The organism is Streptomyces sp. MUM 203J, from assembly GCF_022414595.1.
Classification (GTDB): domain Bacteria; phylum Actinomycetota; class Actinomycetes; order Streptomycetales; family Streptomycetaceae; genus Streptomyces.
The window spans coordinates 1-19,574 of record NZ_JADWYO010000013.1; the positions used below are offsets into that span (position 1 = coordinate 1).

The window sequence follows — 19,574 nt, forward strand, 5'->3', positions numbered from 1 at the left end:
GTCTTGGTCAGCGCGGTCTGGAGCAGGTCCTCCGCGTCGCAGGGGTTCGCGGTCAGCGACCGGGCGGAGCGGCGGGACGTTCCTGATGGCGTCGGGGACCGGGGCCGAGGTGGCGGAGGGTTCCGGACTGCGGGCCGCGGCGTGGCTTGCGGTGGCCGTGGCGGACCGGCCCGCGCACGCCGCCCGCGCACGCGTGCGGCTCGCCGCCGGGTGCGACGAGGACGTGGCCCGGCTGGCGGCCGGGCATCTGCGGGTCGCCGGCGACGAGGTGCGGTGGGAGGACGGCGACGTCGTGGCGCGTTCCGTGGAACGGCTGGGCGCGATCGATCTCGTCGTACGGCCGCTCGCGGACCCCGGCCCCGGACTCGTCCGGGAGGCCCTGCTGGACGGGCTGCGGCGCGAGGGGCCGGAACTGCTCGGGTGGTCACGGGAAGCGCGGCACCTGCGGGAGCGGCTGGCCTTCCTGCACCGGGTGCTCGGCGACCCCTGGCCGGACGTGTCGGACGCCGCCCTGCTCGACCGCAGCGGTGAGTGGCTGGAGCCGGAGCTGTCCCGGGCCCGGCGCCGCGCCGACCTGGCGCGGATCGCCGCCGGTGAGGCGCTGGCCCGGCTGCTGCCCTGGGCGACCGGCGAGGCGACGCGCCTCGCCGAACTGGCCCCGGAGCGGCTCGAGGTGCCCAGCGGGTCCCGGATCCGGCTCGACTACGCGGGCGAGCAGCCGGTCCTCGCGGTGAAGCTCCAGGAGATGTTCGGCCTCACGGAGACGCCCCGCGTCGCGGGCGTGCCGGTGCTCGTCCATCTGCTGTCACCCGCCGGACGTCCCGCTGCCGTCACCGCGGACCTCGCGTCGTTCTGGCGCGACGGCTACCGCGCCGTACGGGCGGAGTTGCGCGGACGCTACCCGAAGCACCCGTGGCCGGAGGATGCCTCGGCCGCCGAGCCGACGCGCCGTACGAACTCCCGGCGCTGACCCCGCGGGACAACGCCCGGGGCCTGCGCACGCCGCTCTCGCCGCACGCGCGGGCCCCGGCAGCAGGGCCCTTGCTCAGCCGACCGTCAGCCGCACCGTGAGCGTGGCGCCGCCCTCGGCCGTGAGCCGCAGCAGGAACGTACCCGTCTGCTCGTCCGCGTACATGGGAGGCAGCTGGAGCGTCCCGTCGGCCCCGGTCTTCAGGCCGGTGAGCGTGCGGACCGGGTTCTTCTGGGCGTCCTTGAAGAACGGCCCCTGGTCGTTGGCACCCGTGCTGTCCGCCGCGGCGACCATGGTGGCGGTCAGGCCCGCCCCGGACAGCGCGGCGCCCTGGTGCGTGGCCTTCACCGTGACCCGCCCGCCGAACTCGCCCCCGGCGGCCGCCGTCAGCGCGGCGTCCCCGGTACGCGTGACGGCATCGGCCTGAAGGGGCGTGACCGTGGCCGTCCGGTCCGCACCGGGCAGCGTGTCCCGCCCCGCGACCGTGGCCCGCACCGTGAACTCGCCCGGCTGCTCCCCCGCCAGCAGTGCGTGCGCCGTGGCGACGCCGTCGGCACCGGTGGTGACCGTGACGGTGGTGACGCCGCCGGTGAAGCGGCTGTCGGTGTCCCCGGTGATCCGGAACGCGATGTCCACTCCGGCGACGGGCTCACCGGCCTCGTCCCGCGCCACGACGGCGACGCGCTCCGCGAACTCGGTGCCCACCGTGGCGCTGAGGGTGCCCGAACCGACGATCTCCAGGCTCGCCACGCGCTCGGCGGGAGCAGGCGTGGGCTTGGGGGTGGGTGTAGGAGCCGGGGTGGGCGTGGGAGTCGGGGTGGGCGTGGGAGTCGGGGTCGGCGTGGGAGTCGGGGTCGGCGTGGGAGTCGGGGTCGGCGTGGGAGTCGGGGTCGGCGTGGGAGTGGGCTTCGGCTTGGGCGGGACCCAGTCCGTCGGCGGCACCGGCTTCTCGGGCGTCGCGGGCGTCTCCGTGCGGGACGGAGACGGCGTCGGGGCGGGCTTCGGTTTCGGGCTCGGCGAGGCCTCCACACCGGAACCGGAGTTGCCGGTTCCCTTGCCCTTCGCAGGGTTCACGGCGCCGCCGCCATCGCTCCCCTTGGGCTCCGTCTTCGTCTTCCCCTGGGAGTTCCCGTTCCCCTTCCCCGCGTGCGTGTCGCTGCGTTCCGTCGGCACCGGCCCGGAGCCGTCCGGGATCTGCTGGGCGCCGTCCTTGCTGTAGTACTCGAACCAGGACAGCACCGTACGGAGGTACTCGTGCGACTGGTTGTAGCTGAGGACCGCCCGGTCCAGCTGGTCCTTGACCGCCAGGTCACGGCCGCCCGCACACAGGTACATGCCGGCGGCGCGGGTCGCGTCGAAGATGTTGTTGGGGTCCTTGCGGCCGTCGCCGTTGGCGTCCTGCCCCCAGGCGGCCCAGGTGGACGGGATGAACTGCATGGGCCCGACCGCGCGGTCGTGGCGACGGTCGCCGTCGTAGGCGCCGCCGTCGGTGTCGGTGATGTTGGCGAACCCGACACCGTTGAGCACGGGCCCCAGGATCGGCGTGTGCGTGGTGCCCGCGGCGTCGAGGCGCCCACCGCGCGCGTGGCCCGACTCCACCTTGCCGATACCCGCGAGGAGCTGCCAGGGCAGCTTGCAGTCGGGCCGCGCGCTCCTGAGGTGCTGCTCGGCCTGCCGGTACGCGGAGAGCACCGTCGCGGGGATGCCGGACGCTTCCGATCCGCCGCCCGCCATGGGACCGGTGCCGTCACCGTCGTCCGTGTCGGTTCCGTCGCCCGGCTCCTCGGGGTGGGGAGAGTTGAGCGGGGGCAGTTCGGTGTAGTACGGGGAGTTGCCGGTGGCGGTGTCCCCGTCCGACGGGGACGGCGACGTACCGTCAGCCGCGAGCGGCTCGCCACCCGTGGGGGTGAGCCCCGGAGCCTGCGACGCGGAGAGCGCCGCCACGGCCGCCGCCGCCACCGCCGTCGTGGTGGCTCCCCTGCGCAGCCGACGCCCGAGCTGTCCGGCCATGGATGTGTCCCTCCCCTGGGCGCCCTGTCCGCGCCCCGCGCCCGATGACGACATGCCGCGCTTCGCGCCCCGGGAGTCTCCGGGGCTTCCCGGGAATGCCCTGAAGGCCTTCCCAGGCTCCCCATGCGCGGACTCCGGCGAGCCTACGCCAGCCCTGCCCCGCCCGGCACCGACGCCTGACCGGATTTCACGGTTTCGTCACCGGTCTTCCTTCCGCATTCCGGTTCTGACGGTGCCGCATACGGATCAGGCCTGTTCGATACTGATCTTCATGCCGTTCACGCTCAGCCACGCCGCCGCCGTGCTCCCGGGCATACGCCGCTCGGGTGCAGGGCGCGGCCCCCTGGTGGCATCCGCCCTCGTCCTCGGTTCGTTCGCGCCCGACATGACCTATTTCGCGGACAGCGTCCTGCCCGGCGCCATGTCCTTCGGCGCCGTCACCCACAGCCTCTGGGGCGTCCTCACGGTCGACGCGGTCACCGCCGGGGCGCTGGCCGGACTGTGGCTGACGGTCCGTGAACCGCTGCTGGCGCTGCTGCCGGGGCGGTGGAGGGGCGGGCTGCACGCCCTGCTGCGGGGCAGTCCGTGGCGTGAACGGCGGCCGGTGGCACTGGCGGTGTGGTTCTACGTCTCCGCCGTCCTCGGCTCGGCCACGCATGTGGTGTGGGACCTGTTCACGCACCCGGGGCGGTGGGGGACGCGCGCCCTGCCGGTGCTGGCCGAGACGATGGGCGGCTTCCCCGTCTACACATATGTCCAGTACGGCAGTTCCGCTCTCGCGCTGCTCCTCCTCGGCTGGTACGTGTACGGGGGACTGCGCCGGGCGCCGGCGGGTGCGGCCGGCGACGGCGCGGCAGAGCCGCCCCCGGCGCTCACGCGGCGGGGCCGGTGGCTGGCGGTCGGGGTGCTGGCGGTGTGCGTGGCAGCGGGGGCACTGCACCGGTGCCTGCGGTGGTACGCGTACTGGGGGCGGGTCGAGACGCCGCTCGACATCATCCCGACGGCCTGCTTCGGCGCGGGCGCGGGACTGGGCGTCGGCCTGCTGCTGTACGGCATGGGCATGCGGCTCCGTCCGGCGAGGGTCTCCTCCGCCCCGCCCGCCCGCGGGGCTCCGCCCCACACCCGGCCTGGCTCCCCCGAGCCCTCCGGGCAGGGGGCACCCGCGGAGCCGCGCTCGCCCTCGAACGCCGGACGGAGCTGAGCCCGGCTCCCCCGGCGCCGGAGCGGAGCCGGGGGCCGGGGCGGAGCCCCGCCCGGCTAGTGCGCCGCCGACTCCCAGTCCGCCCCCACACCCACCGACACATCCAGCGGCGCCCGCAGCTCCACCGCCGCGGCCATCTCGCCGCGGACCAGGGCCTCCACCCGTTCCCGCTCCCCGGGCGCCAGCTCCAGCACGATCTCGTCGTGCACCTGGAGCAGCATGCGGGACGTCAGCCCCGCGCCCCGCAGCGCGCGGTCGACGTTCAGCATCGCGACCTTCACGATGTCGGCGGCCGTGCCCTGGATCGGGGCGTTGAGCGCCATCCGCTCGGCCATCTCGCGCCGCTGCCGGTTGTCGCTGTTGAGGTCCGGCAGATAGCGGCGGCGCCCCAGCAGCGTCTCCGTGTAGCCGGTGGCACGGGCCTCGTCGACGACACGGTGCAGATAGTCCCGTACCCCGCCGAACCGCTCGAAGTACGTGTCCATCAGCGCCCGCGCCTCTGCGGCCTCGATGCCCAGCTGCTGCGACAGACCGAACGCCGACAGCCCGTAGGCCAGCCCGTAGGACATGGCCTTGATCTTGCGCCGCATGTCCGCGTCGACCGCGGACTTGTCGACGCCGAAGACCTGCGACGCGACCGTGGTGTGCAGGTCCTCGCCGGAGGTGAAGGCCTCGATCAGGCCCTCGTCCTCCGAGAGGTGGGCCATCACTCGCAGTTCGATCTGGCTGTAGTCGGCGGTCATCAGGGCCTCGTAGCCCTCACCGACGACGAAGCCGCGCCGGATGGCCCGGCCCTCGTCCGTGCGGACCGGGATGTTCTGCAGGTTCGGGTCCGTCGACGACAGCCGCCCGGTCGCCGCGACGGTCTGCTGGAACGTGGTGTGGATCCGGCCGTCCCCGGCGACCGTCTTGATCAGGCCCTCGACCGTCACCCGCAGCTTGGCCTGCTCGCGGTGGCGCAGCATGATCACCGGCAGTTCGTGCTCGGTCTGCCCCGCCAGCCACGCCAGCGCGTCGGCGTCCGTCGTGTAGCCGGTCTTGGTCTTCTTCGTCTTCGGCAGGTTCAGCTCACCGAACAGCACCTCCTGGAGCTGCTTGGGCGAGCCGAGGTTGAACTCCCGGCCGACCGAGGCGTGGGCCTCCTTGACGGCCTGCTGCACCGCCCCGGCGAACTGCTGCTCCATCGCCTCCAGGTGCGGACGGTCGGCGGCGATGCCGTGCCGCTCCATCCGGGCCAGCAGCGCCGACGTGGGCAGCTCCACCTCGTGCAGCAGCCGGGTCGCGCCGACCTCCTCCAGCCGCGCGGTGAACGCCTCACCCAGGTCGAGCACCGCGCGGGCCTGGAGCATCAGCGCCTCCCGCTCCGCGGTGTCCTCCGCGCCGAACGCGAGCTGCCCGTCCGCGGCCGCCGCCGGGGCCAGCTCCCGCCCCAGGTACTCCAGAGACAGCGCGTCCAGCGCGAACGAACGGCGGCCCGGCTTCACCAGATACGCGGCGAGCGCGGTGTCCATCGTGACACCGGCGACGCTCCAGCCGTGCTCGGGGAACACCCGCATCGCGCCCTTGGCGTGGTGCAGAACCTTCGGCCGGTCCGGGTCGGCGATCCACGCGGCGAACGCCTGCTCGTCGGCCGCGTCCAGCTCCGCCGGGTCGAACCAGGCCGCCGCCCCGTCACCCGCCGCCAGGGCGACCTCGCCGACCTTGCCGACGCCCAGCGCCCAGCTGTCGACCGTGGCCACGCCCAGCGGCTCCACGCCGTGCCGCTCCAGCCACGGCGCCAGCTCGCCCGCGCCGAGGACCGTACCGTCGACCTCGACGCCCTCCGCGACCACCGGCTCCGTCTCGGCGGCGCCCGGGTCCACGGCGAGCAGCCGCTCCCGCAGCGACGGGTTGCGGATCTCCAGCGTGTCCAGCAGCATCGCGAGCATCGTGCGGTCGTACGGCGCCCGCTCCAGGTCCCCGACAGTCCTCGGCAGCTCCACGTCGCGCACCAGCTCCGTCAGGTGCCGGTTCAGCTTCACGGCCTCCAGGTGGTCGCGCAGCGACTGCCCGACCTTGCCCTTGACCTCGTCGGCCCGCTCCACCAGCTCCGCGAACGAACCGAACTGGTTGATCCACTTGGTGGCGGTCTTCTCGCCCACGCCCGGAATGCCGGGCAGGTTGTCCGACGGGTCACCGCGCAGCGCCGCGAAGTCCGGGTACTGGTTCGGGGACAGCCCGTACTTCTCCTGCACCTTCTCCGGCGTGAACCGGGTCAGCTCGGAGACGCCCTTGGTCGGATACAGCACGGTCGTGTGCTCGCTGACCAGCTGGAAGGAGTCACGGTCGCCGGTGACGATCAGCACCTCGAAACCGGCCGCCTCCGCCTGCGTGGCGAGCGTGGCGATGATGTCGTCCGCCTCGAAGCCCTCCACCGCGAAGCGCTGCGCGTTCATCGCGTCGAGCAGCTCACCGATCAGCTCGACCTGCCCCTTGAAGTCCTCAGGCGTCGACGAGCGGTTCGCCTTGTACTCGGGGAACTCCTGCGACCGCCAGGTCCTGCGGGAGACGTCGAACGCCACCGCGAAATGCGTGGGCTCCTCGTCACGCAGGGTGTTCGCCAGCATCGACGCGAAACCGTAGACGGCGTTCGTCGTCTGCCCGCTCGACGTGGTGAAGTTCTCCGCGGGCAGCGCGAAGAACGCCCGGTACGCCAAGGAGTGCCCGTCCATGAGGAGCAGGCGCGGACGGTCATGTGCGGTCTTCTTCGATGCTGTCTCTGCCACACGGACGATCCTGCCACGCCCCACTGACAACGACGGAACCGACAAGGCCCGCCGCCACCCGCCCCGGGGCGCCCCGTCCCCCGCAGGCACCGCGGGGCGCCCGGTCGGCGCCGCGTGACAGGATCGGAGGCGTACGAACTCCGCGCCGGAGCCGTACGGACCCGCAGAGCGACTCGAGGGAGAGCGCGATGGCCACCCAACCGCCCGCCGGTGACCCCGTCCAGGACGCCCCGCAGGTGTCCGACGCCCCGCACGCCGCCGCCGGCCTGCCCGCCATCGCCCACACCCTGCGCATGTCCCGGCAGCAGATGGGCCTCGCCCGCACCGCCCGCACCCTCCTCAAGGTCAACCAGAAGGACGGCTTCGACTGCCCCGGCTGCGCCTGGCCCGAGGAGGACAGACGGCACGTGGCCGAGTTCTGCGAGAACGGCGCCAAAGCGGTCGCGGAGGAGGCCACGCTGCGCCGGGTCACCCCCGCCTTCTTCGCCGCCCACCCGGTGTCCGACCTGGCCGCCCGCAGCGGCTACTGGCTGGGCCAGCAGGGCCGTATCACCCGGCCCATGTACCTGCCCGAGGGCTCCGACCGGTACGAACCGGTGACCTGGGACCGGGCGTTCCGGATCATCGCGGAGGAACTCACCGCGCTCGGCTCCCCCGACGAGGCCCTCTTCTACACCTCCGGACGCACCAGCAACGAAGCCGCCTTCCTGCTCCAGCTCTTCGCCCGCGAGTTCGGCACCAACAACCTGCCGGACTGCTCCAACATGTGCCACGAGTCGTCCGGCTCCGCCCTCACCGAGACGCTCGGCGTCGGCAAGGGCAGCGTCTCCCTGGACGACCTCCACCAGGCGGACCTGATCATCGTCGCCGGACAGAACCCGGGCACCAACCACCCGCGCATGCTGTCCGCGCTGGAGAAGGCCAAGACGGCCGGAGCGAAGATCATTTCCGTCAACCCGCTGCCCGAAGCAGGGCTCGAACGGTTCAAGAACCCGCAGACCCCTCAAGGCCTCGTCAGGGGAACCGCCCTCACCGACCTGTTCCTCCAGATCCGCATCGGCGGCGACCAGGCGCTGTTCCGGCTCCTCAACAAGCTGATCATCGAGACCGACGGCGCCGTCGACGAGGACTTCGTCCGCACCCACACCCACGGATACGAGGAACTCGCCGCCGCGGCCAAGGCCGCCACCTGGGACGAGACCCTCAGCGCCACCGGGCTCCCCCGTGCCGGCGTCGAACGCGCCCTGAAGATGATCCTCGCCTCGAAACGCACCATCGTGTGCTGGGCCATGGGCCTCACCCAGCACAAGCACGCCGTGCCCACCATCCGCGAGATCGTCAACCTGCTCCTGCTGCGCGGCGCCGTCGGCCGCCCCGGCGCCGGCGTCTGCCCCGTCCGCGGCCACTCCAACGTGCAGGGCGACCGCACCATGGGCATCTTCGAGCGGCCCTCCGACAGCTTCCTGGACGCGCTGGACGAGGAGTTCGGCATCACCGCGCCCCGGCACCACGGGTACGACGTCGTACGGGCCGTCCAGGCCCTGCGCGACGGCAGGGCCAAGGTGTTCTTCGCCATGGGCGGCAACTTCGTCGGCGCCGCCCCCGACACCGAGGTCACCGAGGCCGCCATGCGGCGCGCCCGCCTCACCGTCCACGTGTCGACCAAGCTCAACCGCTCCCACGCCGTCACCGGCACGCGCGCGCTGATCCTGCCGACGCTCGGCCGCACCGACAAGGACGTCCAGGCGAGCGGACGCCAGTTCGTCACCGTCGAGGACTCCATGGGCCGCGTCCACGCCTCCCGCGGAAACCTGCCCCCGGCCAGCCCTCACCTGCTGTCGGAACCCGCGATCGTCGCCCGCATGGCCCGCGCCGTCCTCGGCTCCGCCTCCGCCACACCGTGGGAGGACTTCGAGCGGGACTACGCCGCCGTCCGCGACCGCATCGCACGCGTGATCCCCGGCTTCGAGGACTTCAACGCCCGCCTGGCCGCCGACCCCGGCGGCTTCGCACTCCCGCACGCCCCCCGCGACGAACGCCGCTTCCCCACCGCCACCGGCAAGGCCAACTTCACCGCCGCGCCCGTCGAACACCCCGTCGTGCCCGAAGGACGGCTGCTGCTGCAGACCCTGCGCTCCCACGACCAGTACAACACCACCGTCTACGGCCTCGACGACCGCTACCGCGGCATCAGGGGAGGCCGCCGGATCGTCCTCGTCCACCCCGACGACGCTCGCGAGCGCGGCCTCGCCGACGGCACGTACGCCGACCTGGTCAGCGAATGGACCGACGGCACCGAGCGCCGCGCCCCCGGATTCCGGGTCGTCCACTACCCGACCGCCCGGGGCTGCGCCGCCGCGTACTACCCCGAGACCAACGTCCTCGTCCCCCTCGAAGCCACCGCCGACATCAGCAACACCCCCGCCAGCAAGTCCGTCGTCATCCGTCTGGAACAATCACCGACCGACTGAGCGTTCGCTCAGCGAGCGGTACCGCACACAGCACCGGCAGCACAGCCGTACGACGACGATCGGAGCCGTACCCCATGGGTGAGCAGACCAACGTGAAGTTCCCGCAAGAGGTCATCGACGAGTACGCCGCGCTCGGCGTCGACCTGCCCGCCCTGTTCTCCGCGGGCCACCTCGGCAACCGCATGGGCCTCCAGATCATCGAGGCCTCGGCCGACCGCGTCGTCGGCACCCTTCCGGTCGAGGGCAACACCCAGCCCTACGGGCTCCTCCACGGCGGCGCCTCCGCCGTCCTCGCCGAGACCCTCGGCTCCATCGGCGCCATGCTCCACGGCGGCTCCCGGAAGATCGCCGTCGGCGTCGACCTGAACTGCACGCACCACCGCGGCGTCCGCTCCGGCCTCGTCACCGGCGTCGCCACCCCCGTCCACCGGGGCCGCACCACCGCCACGTACGAGGTCGTCATCACCGACGAACACGACAAGCGCGTCTGCAGCGCCCGCCTCACCTGCCTGCTCCGCGACGTCTCCCCCAACGACTCCGCGAACGCCTCCGGCACCGCCTGACCCGGCCCCGGCCGGGTCCCGTGCCGGACCCTCCGGCTCGTACCGGCCCCCCGGACACGAAGGCGCCGGGCACCCCCTCGCAGGGGCACCCGGCGCCTTCTTCCGGCCGTCAGCCAGGCTAGGCGGCTCCCTCACCCAGGTACGCGGCCCGGATACGGCTGTCCGCCAGCAGTTCCTCCGCCGGCCCCGACATCGCCACCGAACCCGTCTCCAGGACATACCCCCGGTTCGCCAGGCCCAGCGCCTGCGTGGCGTTCTGCTCCACCAGCAGCACCGTCGTGCCCTGCTCGTTGATCTCCTTGATGATCTCGAAGATCTGCTGGACGATCAGCGGCGCCAGCCCCATCGAGGGCTCGTCGAGCAGCAGCAGCTCCGGCCGCCCCATCAGGGCCCGGCCGATCGCCAGCATCTGCTGCTCACCGCCGGACAGTGTGCCCGCCTGCTGCGAACGCCGCTCAGCGAGCCGCGGGAAGAGGGTGAACACCCGGTCCAGGTCGCCGGAATCCACCGACTTGAACCGGTACGCGCCCATCTCCAGATTGTCCAGGACGGACATCGTCGCGAACACGCGCCGCCCCTCGGGCACATGGCCGATCCCGAACCGCACCAGCTCGTGCGACTTGATGCCGTCGATCCGCTCACCGCGCAGCCGCACCTCGCCGTGGCGCGGCTGCAGCATGCCCGAGACCGTCCGCAGCGTCGTCGTCTTGCCGGCACCGTTACCACCGAGCAGGGCGACGATCTCACCCTTGCCGACGGTCAGATCGATGCCCTTCAGCGCCTCGATGGCACCGTAGAACACCCGCATGCCGCTCAGTTCGAGCAACGTCTCCCGCGGGGCCCCGGCCTCACCGGACTCCTTCCGCAGCTCCGCCGTCGTACTCACTGGCCGCCCTCCTCGCCCTTGCGCGCCGCGTGCTCCCCGGCAGCTCCGTCCCGCGCCGAAGGCACACCGGAGGCTCCGCTCTCCGTCTCGGCCGCAGACCCTTCAGCGTCCGCCGCGCCAGTCCGTTCCCCGGAAACCTCGGCGTCGGAAACCTCAGCCTCAGAAGCCTCAGCGTCGGAAACCTCAGCCTCGGAGACCTCGGCGTCGGCACCCGGGGCCTCACCGGTCCCGGACTTGTCAGCGTCGGCATCGGCACCGGTCCCGGCCGCCGGGACCTCGCCCGCCGCGGACCCCGCCGCCTCCGACGCCTCGTCCGCGGCTCCGCCGGACCCGGGCCCGTCGTCCGCGGACTCGGCGGAGCCCGCCTCGGCCTCAGGAGCCCCAGCGGCTCCGGACCCGTCGGCCCCGGAGCCGTCCGGCTCCGCCCCGGCAGCGGCAGGCACATCGCCCTCGGGCTCCACCGGCTCGGAACCCGCAGCCGTCTCCGCCCCGGCGTCAGCCGACTCGTGGTCCTCCACGGCATGGCGGACCACGTCCGCGTCCTCCGCGGACGAACCCAGGTACGCCTCGATCACCGCCGGATGCTGCTGCACCTCACCCGGCGTGCCCTCGGCGATCTTCTTGCCGAAGTTCAGGACCATCACCCGGTCCGCCACCGACATCACCAGCCGCATGTCGTGCTCGATCAGCAGCACGCTCACGCCCAGCTCCGTGTTGATACGGCGGATCAGCTGCTCCAGCTCCAGCTTCTCCGTCGGGTTCGTGCCCGCCGCGGGCTCGTCCAGCAGCAGCACCTTCGGATCCGTCGCCAGCGCACGCGCGATCTCCAGGCTCCGCTGATCGCCGTAGCTCAGGCTCCCCGCGATCTCGTTGAGCTTGTCCTCCAGACCGACGAACCGCAGCAGCCGATGCGCCCGCTCGTCGCTCTCCCGCTCGGCCCGGCGCGCGGACGGCAACCCCAGCATGATCGACACCGGACCGGCCTTCAGCCGCGTCTCCACCGCGATCTTCACGTTCTCCAGCGCCGTCAACGCCGAGAACAGCCGGATGTTCTGGAACGTCCGCGCCAGGCCGATCCGGTTCACCAGATGCGGCTTGCTGCCCAGCAGAGACTTCTGACCGCCCCCCTCGGGAAGGAAGACGATCTCCCCCTCCTGCGGGGTGTACGCACCGGTCAGCGAGTTGAAGAACGACGTCTTCCCCGCACCGTTCGGGCCGATCACCGCCAGGACCTCGCCCCGGCGCATCGACATGTTCACCTGGTTCAGCACCGTCAAGCCGCCGAACCGCAGCGTCACATCGCTGACCCGCAGCACCAGGTCCGGGCTGTCCTCCCCGGCACCCCCGGCCGCCTTCGGCCCGCTCGTCACATCAGTGGTCATCAGACCTTGCCTCCCGCCGGCTCAGCCACCGCGTCCGCGCCACCCGCGCCGTCCTCCGCCTTCAGCTCACGCTGCCGGCGACGCGACGGCCAGATGCCCTGAGGCCGGTAGATCATCATGATCACCAGCAGAGCGCCCAGATACATGTACCGGTCCGCCGGATCCACGTAGTCCCTGAGCACCTCCGGCAGCCACACCAGCACCGCCGCACCTGCCAGCACACCCGGAATCGACCCCATACCACCGAAGATGACGTACGCCAGAATCAGAATCGACTGAAGCAGCGGGAACACCTCGGGGTTGATGTAGCCGTACTTGCTCGTGAAGATCACACCGGCCACACCCGACGTCGACGCGCCGATGGCGAACGCCATCAGCTTGAAGCGCACGGTGTCCACACCGTTCGCCGCCGCCGCGATCTCGTCCTCACGGATCGCCGTCCACGCCCGGCCCACACGCGAATGCTCAAGCCTCGCGAACAGCACGATCACCAGAACGATGAAGAACAGCAGCAGGTACCAGTACGGCAACGGCTTGATCGACCACTCGAACTGAATCCCCAGGAAGTCCACCGAGAAGTCCGGAATCAGCCGCGCGCCCTGCGGGCCACCCGTGATCCCGTCCGCGTTCTTCGCGACCAGATAAATGATCTCGTGGAAACCCAGCGTCACGATCGCCAGATAGTCACCCCGCAGCCGCAGCGTCGGCGCACCCAGCAGCACACCCGTGATCAGACAGGTCACCACCGCGATCGGAATCACCCAGAACGGATTCAGCACCACCGGCGGCTCGACCGGCAGACGCCCCGTCCAGAACGCCGTCGAATACGCACCCACCGCGAAGAACGCGAAGAAACCCAGATCCAGCAGACCCGCCCAGCCGATCACCACATTCAGACCGATCGCCAGCAACGCGAAGATCGCGATCTGGTCCACCAGCACCGTCTGCCACGTCCGCGACAACAACGACGGCACCACGATCGCCAGCAGCAACGCCAGGGCGATCAGCCCCCACCGCAACCGAGGATCCGCCTGAATCCGGCCCCGCACCGCGGCCACCGGACCACCCACACCCGACCGGGCCTGCTTCAGCGCCCCACCGATCGGCCGCCCTGCGAACTCCCGCAGCGCCCACACACCGACCGTCAGCGCCAGACACACCCACAACCGCGGGCCGAACAGCGAACCCTTCAACGAATAGAAGACGTCCCGGGTGTTTCCCTGCTCACCCGTCACCAGCGCCAGCAGCACACCCAGCGCCACCATCGCCCACAGCCGTACGAAACGAGGCTGCTGATACCAGGCCGTACGCCGAAGCCTGCTCGCCGCCGAAACGACGTCCTTCGAGGACTCGACCGTGCTCATGCCGCCCTCCCCACCTGCTTGCCGAGGATGCCCATCGGACGGAACATCAGCACCAGAATCAGAACCACCATCGCGGAGACACTGCGCCACTCGTCACCCAGCAGCGGCACCGTCATCGTCTCCACCACACCGATCAGCACACCACCCGCCATCGCACCGCGGATATTGCCGATCCCACCGACCACCGCCGCCGCGAACGCCGTGATACCCGGAATGAACCCCATCGTGTAGGACACCTGATTGAGATTCGCGAACAGGAACCCGGCCACACCGCCGAGCACACCGCCGATCACGAACGTCCGGGAGATCACCCGGTCGATGTCCACGCCCATCAACGACGCCACCTCGGCATCCTGAGCGACAGCCCGAATACCCCTGCCCAGCTTCGTCCGGTTCACCACCAGATCCAGCGCGATCATCATGACCACCGCCGTCGCGAACTGAAGCAGCTGAGTGATATTCACCCCCGCCCCGAACAACGTGAACACCGTGCGGTTCTCATACATCTCCGGCAGCGTCATCGGGTCACGCCCGAACAGCTTCCCCGCCAGGTTGTAGAGGAAGAACGACGCACCGATCGCAGTGATCAAGAAGATCAGCCGAGGTGCACGCCGCCTCCGCAACGGCCGGTACGCCACCTTTTCCAGGCCGTACGCGGTCACGCCGCCGAACAACGCCGAACCCGCCAGGGCCAGCGCGACGAAGCCGATCGACGCCAGCGCCGAGGGATTGTCCCCCGGACTCACCAGCTGAAGCACGATGAGACTGCCGTAGGCACCCAGCATGAACACCTCGCTGTGCGCGAAGTTGATCAGCTGGAGAACACCGTAGACAAGGGTGTAACCGATGGCGATGACGGCATACAGAGAGCCGAGCATCAACCCCAGGACGAGATAGTCCCAGAATTCCTGAAGGGACATGGAACAGACTTCCTTGTGGGAACCGAGCGGGACCGCGACGCTCATGGCGCCGGGGCGGCCCGCGGCCGAACATGCGGATCACAACGGGGGTCGGGAGAACCGCTCCTCCCGACCCCCGTACGTCTGGCACCAGCCGCTTCGGCCTCAGCCAACCAGCTCGTTGATGTTGCCCTGGTAGGCGATCTTGCCGCCCTTCACCTGGTACAGGTACACATCGCTGCCCTTGAACTCACCGTTCTCGTCGAACGAGAACGTCTTGGTCAGGCCCTTGTACTCGGCCTTCGCCAGCGCGTCCCGCAGGGCCTCACGCTGGACGTCACCCTTCATTTCCTTGATCTGCTCGATCACCATGTTGGTGATGTCGTACGCCTCGGCCGAGTAGGTACCCGGCGCCCGGTTGAACGCCTTCTGGTACTCCTCGGAGAACTTCTTCGTCCCCGCCTCGACCGTCGCGTCCGTGCACGGGCAGGTCAGGAACCAGTTCTCCGACCCGTCACCGGACAGTTCGATGAACTTGGCGTCGTTCGTGCCGTCACCGGAGATCGCGGCACCCTTGTAGCCGGCTTCCTTCAGCTTCTTCGCGAACGGCGCCGCGTCCTGGTAGTAGCCCGCGTAGATCAGCGCGTCCGCCTTGGAGTTGACGACGTCCTTCGCCGTCGCGCTGTAGTCCGGGGTCTTCTGCGGCACGGACTTGCGGAGCACCTCGATGCCCGCGTCCTTCAGACCCTTCTCCGCCACCGCCGCCAGACCGGCGCCGTAGTCGGTCTTGTCGTCGATCAGGTAGACCTTCTTGGCCTGGAGCTTCTTGGCGTAGTACGTCGCCATGCCCGCGCCCTGCATGTTGTCGTTCGGCACACCGCGCAGCAGGCTCTTGAAGCCGTTCTTCGGGTCCGTCAGCGTCGGGTTGGTGGCCGACGGGGACACCGTCACCAGCCCCGCCTCGGCGTACAGCGGCGACGACGTGTTGGTGGCGCCGGAGAACGCCGGACCCACCACCGCGACGACACTCTCGTCGTCGATCACCTTCTGGGCCGCGGAGGGCGCCTTGTCGGGCAGGCCCTGGTCGTCCGCCGCCACGTACTCCAGCTTCACGTCCAGGTCGCCCTTGGCGTTCGCCTGGTCGATCGCGAGCTTGATGCCGTTCTGCATGTTCTCGCCCAGCGCGACGTTGTCACCCGACAACGGGCCCTGGAACGCGATCTTGAGCGTGTCACCGTCGCTGCCGGAGTCCGATCCGCACCCGGTCAACGCCAGAGCACCCACTGCCAGCGGGACCGCCAGCCGGACGATGGTCTTGTTCAGCACAACGCACTCCCTGGAGCCGCCCGAACGATCTTGTGAGTAAAGGAAGTTCGAACAACTTCCTCACATGACACCGCTTGTCCGTGCGGTGTGCGGGGAATGTAATCGTCTGATCGGGCCGCCCGATAGCCGCCTTGGGGATGTGTGATCGGCCTGTGACCTGTGTCATGCGCCGGAATGAGAACACTCCTTACCGGCCAGCGGACAACTCGCCCGTCACCTCAAGATCCCCCCGACACATGCATGTTCCATGCATCCACGTGCCACACCCCCCGAAACTCCCACACCTGCCCTCTGAACACGACAAAGGCCCCCGGTCGCCCCTCACTCCTCCCGGAGCGAGACACCGACCGGAGGCCTGCCCCACAGCCCTCCGCACCCGAACAGCCGCCGCGCGGCCGCCTCCTGGCGCCTACTGCTCGTCCTTCGCGGCCCGCTTCTCCTCGTCGTCCTCGATGACCGCCTGCGCGACCTGCTGCATGGACATCCGCCGGTCCATGGACGTCTTCTGGATCCACCGGAACGCGGCGGGCTCCGTCAGCCCGTACTGCGTCTGCAGGACGCTCTTCGCCCTGTCCACCAGCTTCCGGGTCTCCAGCCGCGCGGCGAGATCCTGGACCTCCTTCTCCAGTGCCCGCAGCTCCGCGAAGCGCGAGACGGCCATCTCGATCGCCGGGACGACGTCGCTCTTGCTGAAGGGCTTCACCAGGTACGCCATCGCCCCGGCGTCCCTGGCCCGCTCGACCAGCTCGCGCTGGGAGAACGCGGTGAGCATCAGGACCGGGGCGATCGACTCGCCGGCGATCTTCTCGGCGGCGGAGATGCCGTCCAGGACGGGCATCTTCACGTCCAGGATCACCAGGTCGGGGTTCAGCTCCCGGGCCAGCTCGACGGCACGGGCGCCGTCTCCGGCCTCACCGACGACCGTGTAGCCCTCCTCCTCCAGCATCTCCTTGAGGTCGAGGCGGATGAGGGCCTCGTCCTCGGCGATGACGACGCGGGTCGTCAGCGGCGGGACGTGCGACCGGTTGTCGTCGTCTGCGGCGGGCTGGGGCGACTCGGGGGCGGTCACGGAGGCTCCTCGGGGGCGGGCGGTATAGCTCCCCATGAGCCTACCTAGCTGCGGTATGGTGGACACGCAGCGGGTCGGGGGAAACCTTCGATTCTGCGAGCCCCGGTAGCCCAATTGGCAGCAGGCGATGGATTCAAAACCCATACAGTGTCGGTTCGAATCCGACCCGGGGCACTTTTCCTTCGTTTCCAAGGTCGCATCACCTGGGCAGCGGGATCACCCGGACGCGTGATTCGCGACGATCCTCCCGCACAGAAGAGCGGATTTCGCAAGAGCCGGCCGCATGCACGTCCTGCAAACCCGCCGTCGCGCTCTTGCTCCGGCAGGCCGAGGCCGCAGTCTGAACTCCGTCAGCAGGGAGACCGGCTTATCCGGGGCGGCCATCCGCTCCCGGCAGATCGGATCGATCAGCTCCAGGCGAGCCCGCTCTGCCCGAGGTGCTGCGACGCTGCACAGCCGCCTGCCGACCGGGCCGCGTACGCGTACCTCCTCGGACTCCGCCTCGGGGACGGCTGCATCAGCATGCACCGGCGCGAGGTGTTCTGCCTGCGCATCGTGTGTGCTGATGCCCGGCCGGGACTCATCGCGGCATGTGAAACAGCAGTCCGGGCCGTTCGGCCGGACAACAGCGTGTACCGCGTGCCGAACCGGGGTTGCGTGACGGTCACCTCCACCGGCAAGCACTGGCCCCCCCTCTTCCCCCAGCACGGCCCCCGCAGGAGGCACGAGCGGCGGATCGCCCTCGAAGACCGGCAGCAGGCCGTCGTCGACGCCCGCCCCTGGGACTTCGTCCGGGGGCTTCATCCACTCCGACGGGTGCCGGGTCACCGACTGGACCACCCGGCTCCACGAACGTGTCCGATGACATCCGGGAACCGTTCACCGGGACCCTGGAGGAGCCCGGCGTCCCGAGGACGCACTGCACACGCAACGGCAACCCGTACGACATCTCCGCCGCCCGGCGGACGTCCATCGCGCTCATGGACGCCCACGTCGGCGCGGAGCACCGGCGCAGCACCGGCTACCGCACCGCCTCCCCGATCCGGTGCACCCGGACCAGGTTCGTCGAGCCCGGCACCCCCGGCGGGGACCCCGCAGTGATCACCACCGTGTCGCCCCGCCGGCAGCGGCCGACCTCCAGCAGGTGTTCGTCGACCTGCGTGACCATCGCGTCCGTGGAGTCGACGTGCGGGCCCAGAAAGGTCTCCACGCCCCAGGTGAGGTTCAGCTGGGCGCTGGTCGCCGGGTCGGGGGTGAAGGCGAGCAGGGGGATCGGGGAGCGGTAGCGGCTCAGGCGGCGGGCGGTGTCGCCGGACTGGGTGAACGCGACGAGGAACCTGGCGCCGAGGAAGTCCCCGATCTCGGCCGCGGCGCGGGCCAGTGCGCCGCCCTGGGTGCGGGGCTTGTTCCGCTCCGTGAGCGGTGGGAGGCCCTTGGCCAGGATGTCCTCCTCGGCTGCGGCGACGACGCGGCCCATGGTGCGGACGGTCTCCATGGGGTACCGGCCGACGCTGGTCTCGCCGGAGAGCATGACCGCGTCGGTGCCGTCGATGACCGCGTTGGCGACGTCGCTGGCCTCGGCGCGGGTGGGCCGGGAGTTGTCGATCATCGAGTCGAGCATCTGGGTGGCGACGATGACCGGCTTGGCGTTGCGCTTGGCGAGCTTGATGGCGCGCTTCTGGACGATGGGGACCTGTTCGAGGGGCATTTCGACGCCGAGGTCGCCGCGGGCGACCATGATGCCGTCGAAGGCGGCGACGATGCCGTCGATGCTGTCGACCGCCTGGGGCTTCTCGATCTTGGCGATGACGGGGACACGTCGGCCTTCTTCGTCCATGACGCGGTGGATGTCCTCGATGTCGCGTCCGCTGCGGACGAAGGACAGGGCGACGACGTCGGCGCCGGTGCGCAGGGCCCAGCGGAGGTCGTCGATGTCCTTGTCGGAGAGTGCCGGGACGGAGACGGCGATGCCGGGGAGGTTGAGGCCCTTGTTGTCGGAGATCAGGCCGCCTTCGAGGACGGTGGTGTGGACGTGGGGTCCGTCGACCGCCGTGACATGGAGGGTGACGCGGCCGTCGTCGACGAGGATGCGTTCGCCGGGGGTGACGTCGGCATGGAGGCCGGCGTAGGTGGTGCCGCATCGGGTGCGGTCGCCTTCGACGTAGTCGGTGGTGATGGTGAAGTCGTCGCCGCGTTCGAGGAGCACCGGGCCTTCGCTGAAGCGGCCGAGGCGGATCTTCGGGCCTTGAAGGTCGGCGAGGACGCCGACGTTGCGGCCGGTCTCGTCGGCGGCTTTGCGGACGCGGGCGTAGCGCTCTTCGTGTTCGGCGTAGGAGCCGTGGCTGAGGTTGAGCCGGGCGACGTCCATGCCGGCTTCGATGAGGGCTTTGATCTGGTCGTATGTGTGGGTGGCGGGTCCCAGCGTGCAGACGATTTTGGCTCGGCGCATGAGGGGAGCCTATGGCTTACCGCCGGGTAGAGATGTGGTTCTGTGTGGCCTTTCAACAGCCTTTGGATGAATGCTTGTTGACAAGTGTTGAAGTGTGCGGATGAGTGCTCCGATGAGCGGTGTTCAGAGGGTGACTTCACGGCGGGTGTGAGTGGCAGACCGTCAGATCGACTTGAGTGAAGGGGTGTTCGAGGCAGGGTGTGGCGGGCCAGAATGCGT

General features: G+C 70.4%; 13 protein-coding genes, 1 tRNA gene and 1 pseudogene. 6 read left to right on the forward strand and 9 right to left on the reverse strand.

Annotated elements, in window-relative coordinates:
* Window positions 1-970: ATP-dependent helicase C-terminal domain-containing protein (locus tag I3F58_RS09920; protein ID WP_374207937.1), on the forward strand; the 970-nt coding region annotated here is incomplete at its 5' end.
* A 75-nt stretch (window positions 971-1,045) separates the two neighbouring features.
* On the opposite strand, the gene I3F58_RS09925 is transcribed toward I3F58_RS09920, so the two are convergent.
* Entirely contained in the window at window positions 1,046-2,980 is a 1,935-nt protein-coding gene (locus tag I3F58_RS09925; RefSeq protein ID WP_240107929.1) for a lytic transglycosylase domain-containing protein, read from the reverse strand.
* A 271-nt stretch (window positions 2,981-3,251) separates the two neighbouring features.
* On the opposite strand from I3F58_RS09925, the gene I3F58_RS09930 reads away from it, so the two are divergent.
* Complete coding sequence (locus I3F58_RS09930; RefSeq protein ID WP_240107930.1) at window positions 3,252-4,181, forward strand: DUF4184 family protein; 930 nt, start codon at window positions 3,252-3,254, stop codon at window positions 4,179-4,181.
* 56 nt (window positions 4,182-4,237) lie between these two features.
* On the opposite strand, the gene polA is transcribed toward I3F58_RS09930, so the two are convergent.
* Entirely contained in the window at window positions 4,238-6,946 is a 2,709-nt protein-coding gene (polA, locus tag I3F58_RS09935; protein ID WP_240107931.1) for a DNA polymerase I, read from the reverse strand.
* A 188-nt stretch (window positions 6,947-7,134) separates the two neighbouring features.
* Here polA and I3F58_RS09940 point away from each other — a divergent pair, with 188 nt between their 5' ends.
* Together I3F58_RS09940 and I3F58_RS09945 are read left to right on the forward strand one after the other, a co-directional pair.
* Window positions 7,135-9,417: an FdhF/YdeP family oxidoreductase gene (locus I3F58_RS09940; protein WP_240107932.1), complete on the forward strand. Its 2,283-nt coding sequence runs from the start codon at window positions 7,135-7,137 to the stop codon at window positions 9,415-9,417.
* 74 nt (window positions 9,418-9,491) lie between these two features.
* A complete protein-coding gene (locus I3F58_RS09945; RefSeq protein WP_240107933.1) occupies window positions 9,492-9,980 on the forward strand; it encodes a PaaI family thioesterase in 489 nt (162 codons plus the stop codon).
* A gap of 118 nt (window positions 9,981-10,098) precedes the next feature.
* Here the strand turns inward: I3F58_RS09945 and I3F58_RS09950 are convergent, their stop codons facing one another.
* The 6 genes from I3F58_RS09950 to I3F58_RS09975 all read right to left on the reverse strand — a co-directional run bounded on the left by I3F58_RS09950 (window position 10,099) and on the right by I3F58_RS09975 (window position 16,906).
* Window positions 10,099-10,788: an ABC transporter ATP-binding protein gene (locus I3F58_RS09950; RefSeq protein WP_240108013.1), complete on the reverse strand. Its 690-nt coding sequence runs from the start codon at window positions 10,786-10,788 to the stop codon at window positions 10,099-10,101.
* 74 nt (window positions 10,789-10,862) lie between these two features.
* Window positions 10,863-12,248 carry an ATP-binding cassette domain-containing protein gene (locus I3F58_RS09955; RefSeq protein WP_240107934.1) on the reverse strand — a complete coding sequence of 462 codons (1,386 nt, stop codon included), beginning with the start codon at window positions 12,246-12,248 and terminating at the stop codon, window positions 10,863-10,865.
* Window positions 12,248-13,612 carry a branched-chain amino acid ABC transporter permease gene (locus I3F58_RS09960; protein WP_240107935.1) on the reverse strand — a complete coding sequence of 455 codons (1,365 nt, stop codon included), beginning with the start codon at window positions 13,610-13,612 and terminating at the stop codon, window positions 12,248-12,250. Before I3F58_RS09960 ends, I3F58_RS09955 begins: the two co-directional genes overlap by 1 nt.
* Complete coding sequence (locus tag I3F58_RS09965; RefSeq protein ID WP_240107936.1) at window positions 13,609-14,532, reverse strand: branched-chain amino acid ABC transporter permease; 924 nt, start codon at window positions 14,530-14,532, stop codon at window positions 13,609-13,611. Before I3F58_RS09965 ends, I3F58_RS09960 begins: the two co-directional genes overlap by 4 nt.
* Before the next feature lie 144 nt (window positions 14,533-14,676).
* Complete coding sequence (locus tag I3F58_RS09970) at window positions 14,677-15,837, reverse strand: branched-chain amino acid ABC transporter substrate-binding protein (RefSeq protein WP_240107937.1); 1,161 nt, start codon at window positions 15,835-15,837, stop codon at window positions 14,677-14,679.
* 409 nt (window positions 15,838-16,246) lie between these two features.
* On the reverse strand, window positions 16,247-16,906 hold the full coding sequence (locus I3F58_RS09975) for an ANTAR domain-containing response regulator (RefSeq protein ID WP_240107938.1): 660 nt from the start codon (window positions 16,904-16,906) through the stop codon (window positions 16,247-16,249).
* Between the two features lie 99 nt (window positions 16,907-17,005).
* Here I3F58_RS09975 and I3F58_RS09980 point away from each other — a divergent pair.
* Window positions 17,006-17,080, forward strand: a tRNA-Leu gene (locus I3F58_RS09980).
* 109 nt (window positions 17,081-17,189) lie between these two features.
* Window positions 17,190-17,913 (forward strand): annotated as a pseudogene (locus I3F58_RS29760) (transcriptional regulator); the annotation flags it as partial.
* A gap of 14 nt (window positions 17,914-17,927) precedes the next feature.
* On the opposite strand, the gene pyk reads toward I3F58_RS29760, so the two are convergent.
* Entirely contained in the window at window positions 17,928-19,355 is a 1,428-nt protein-coding gene (gene pyk, locus I3F58_RS09990; RefSeq protein WP_240107939.1) for a pyruvate kinase, read from the reverse strand.
* Window positions 19,356-19,574 lie beyond the last annotated feature (219 nt).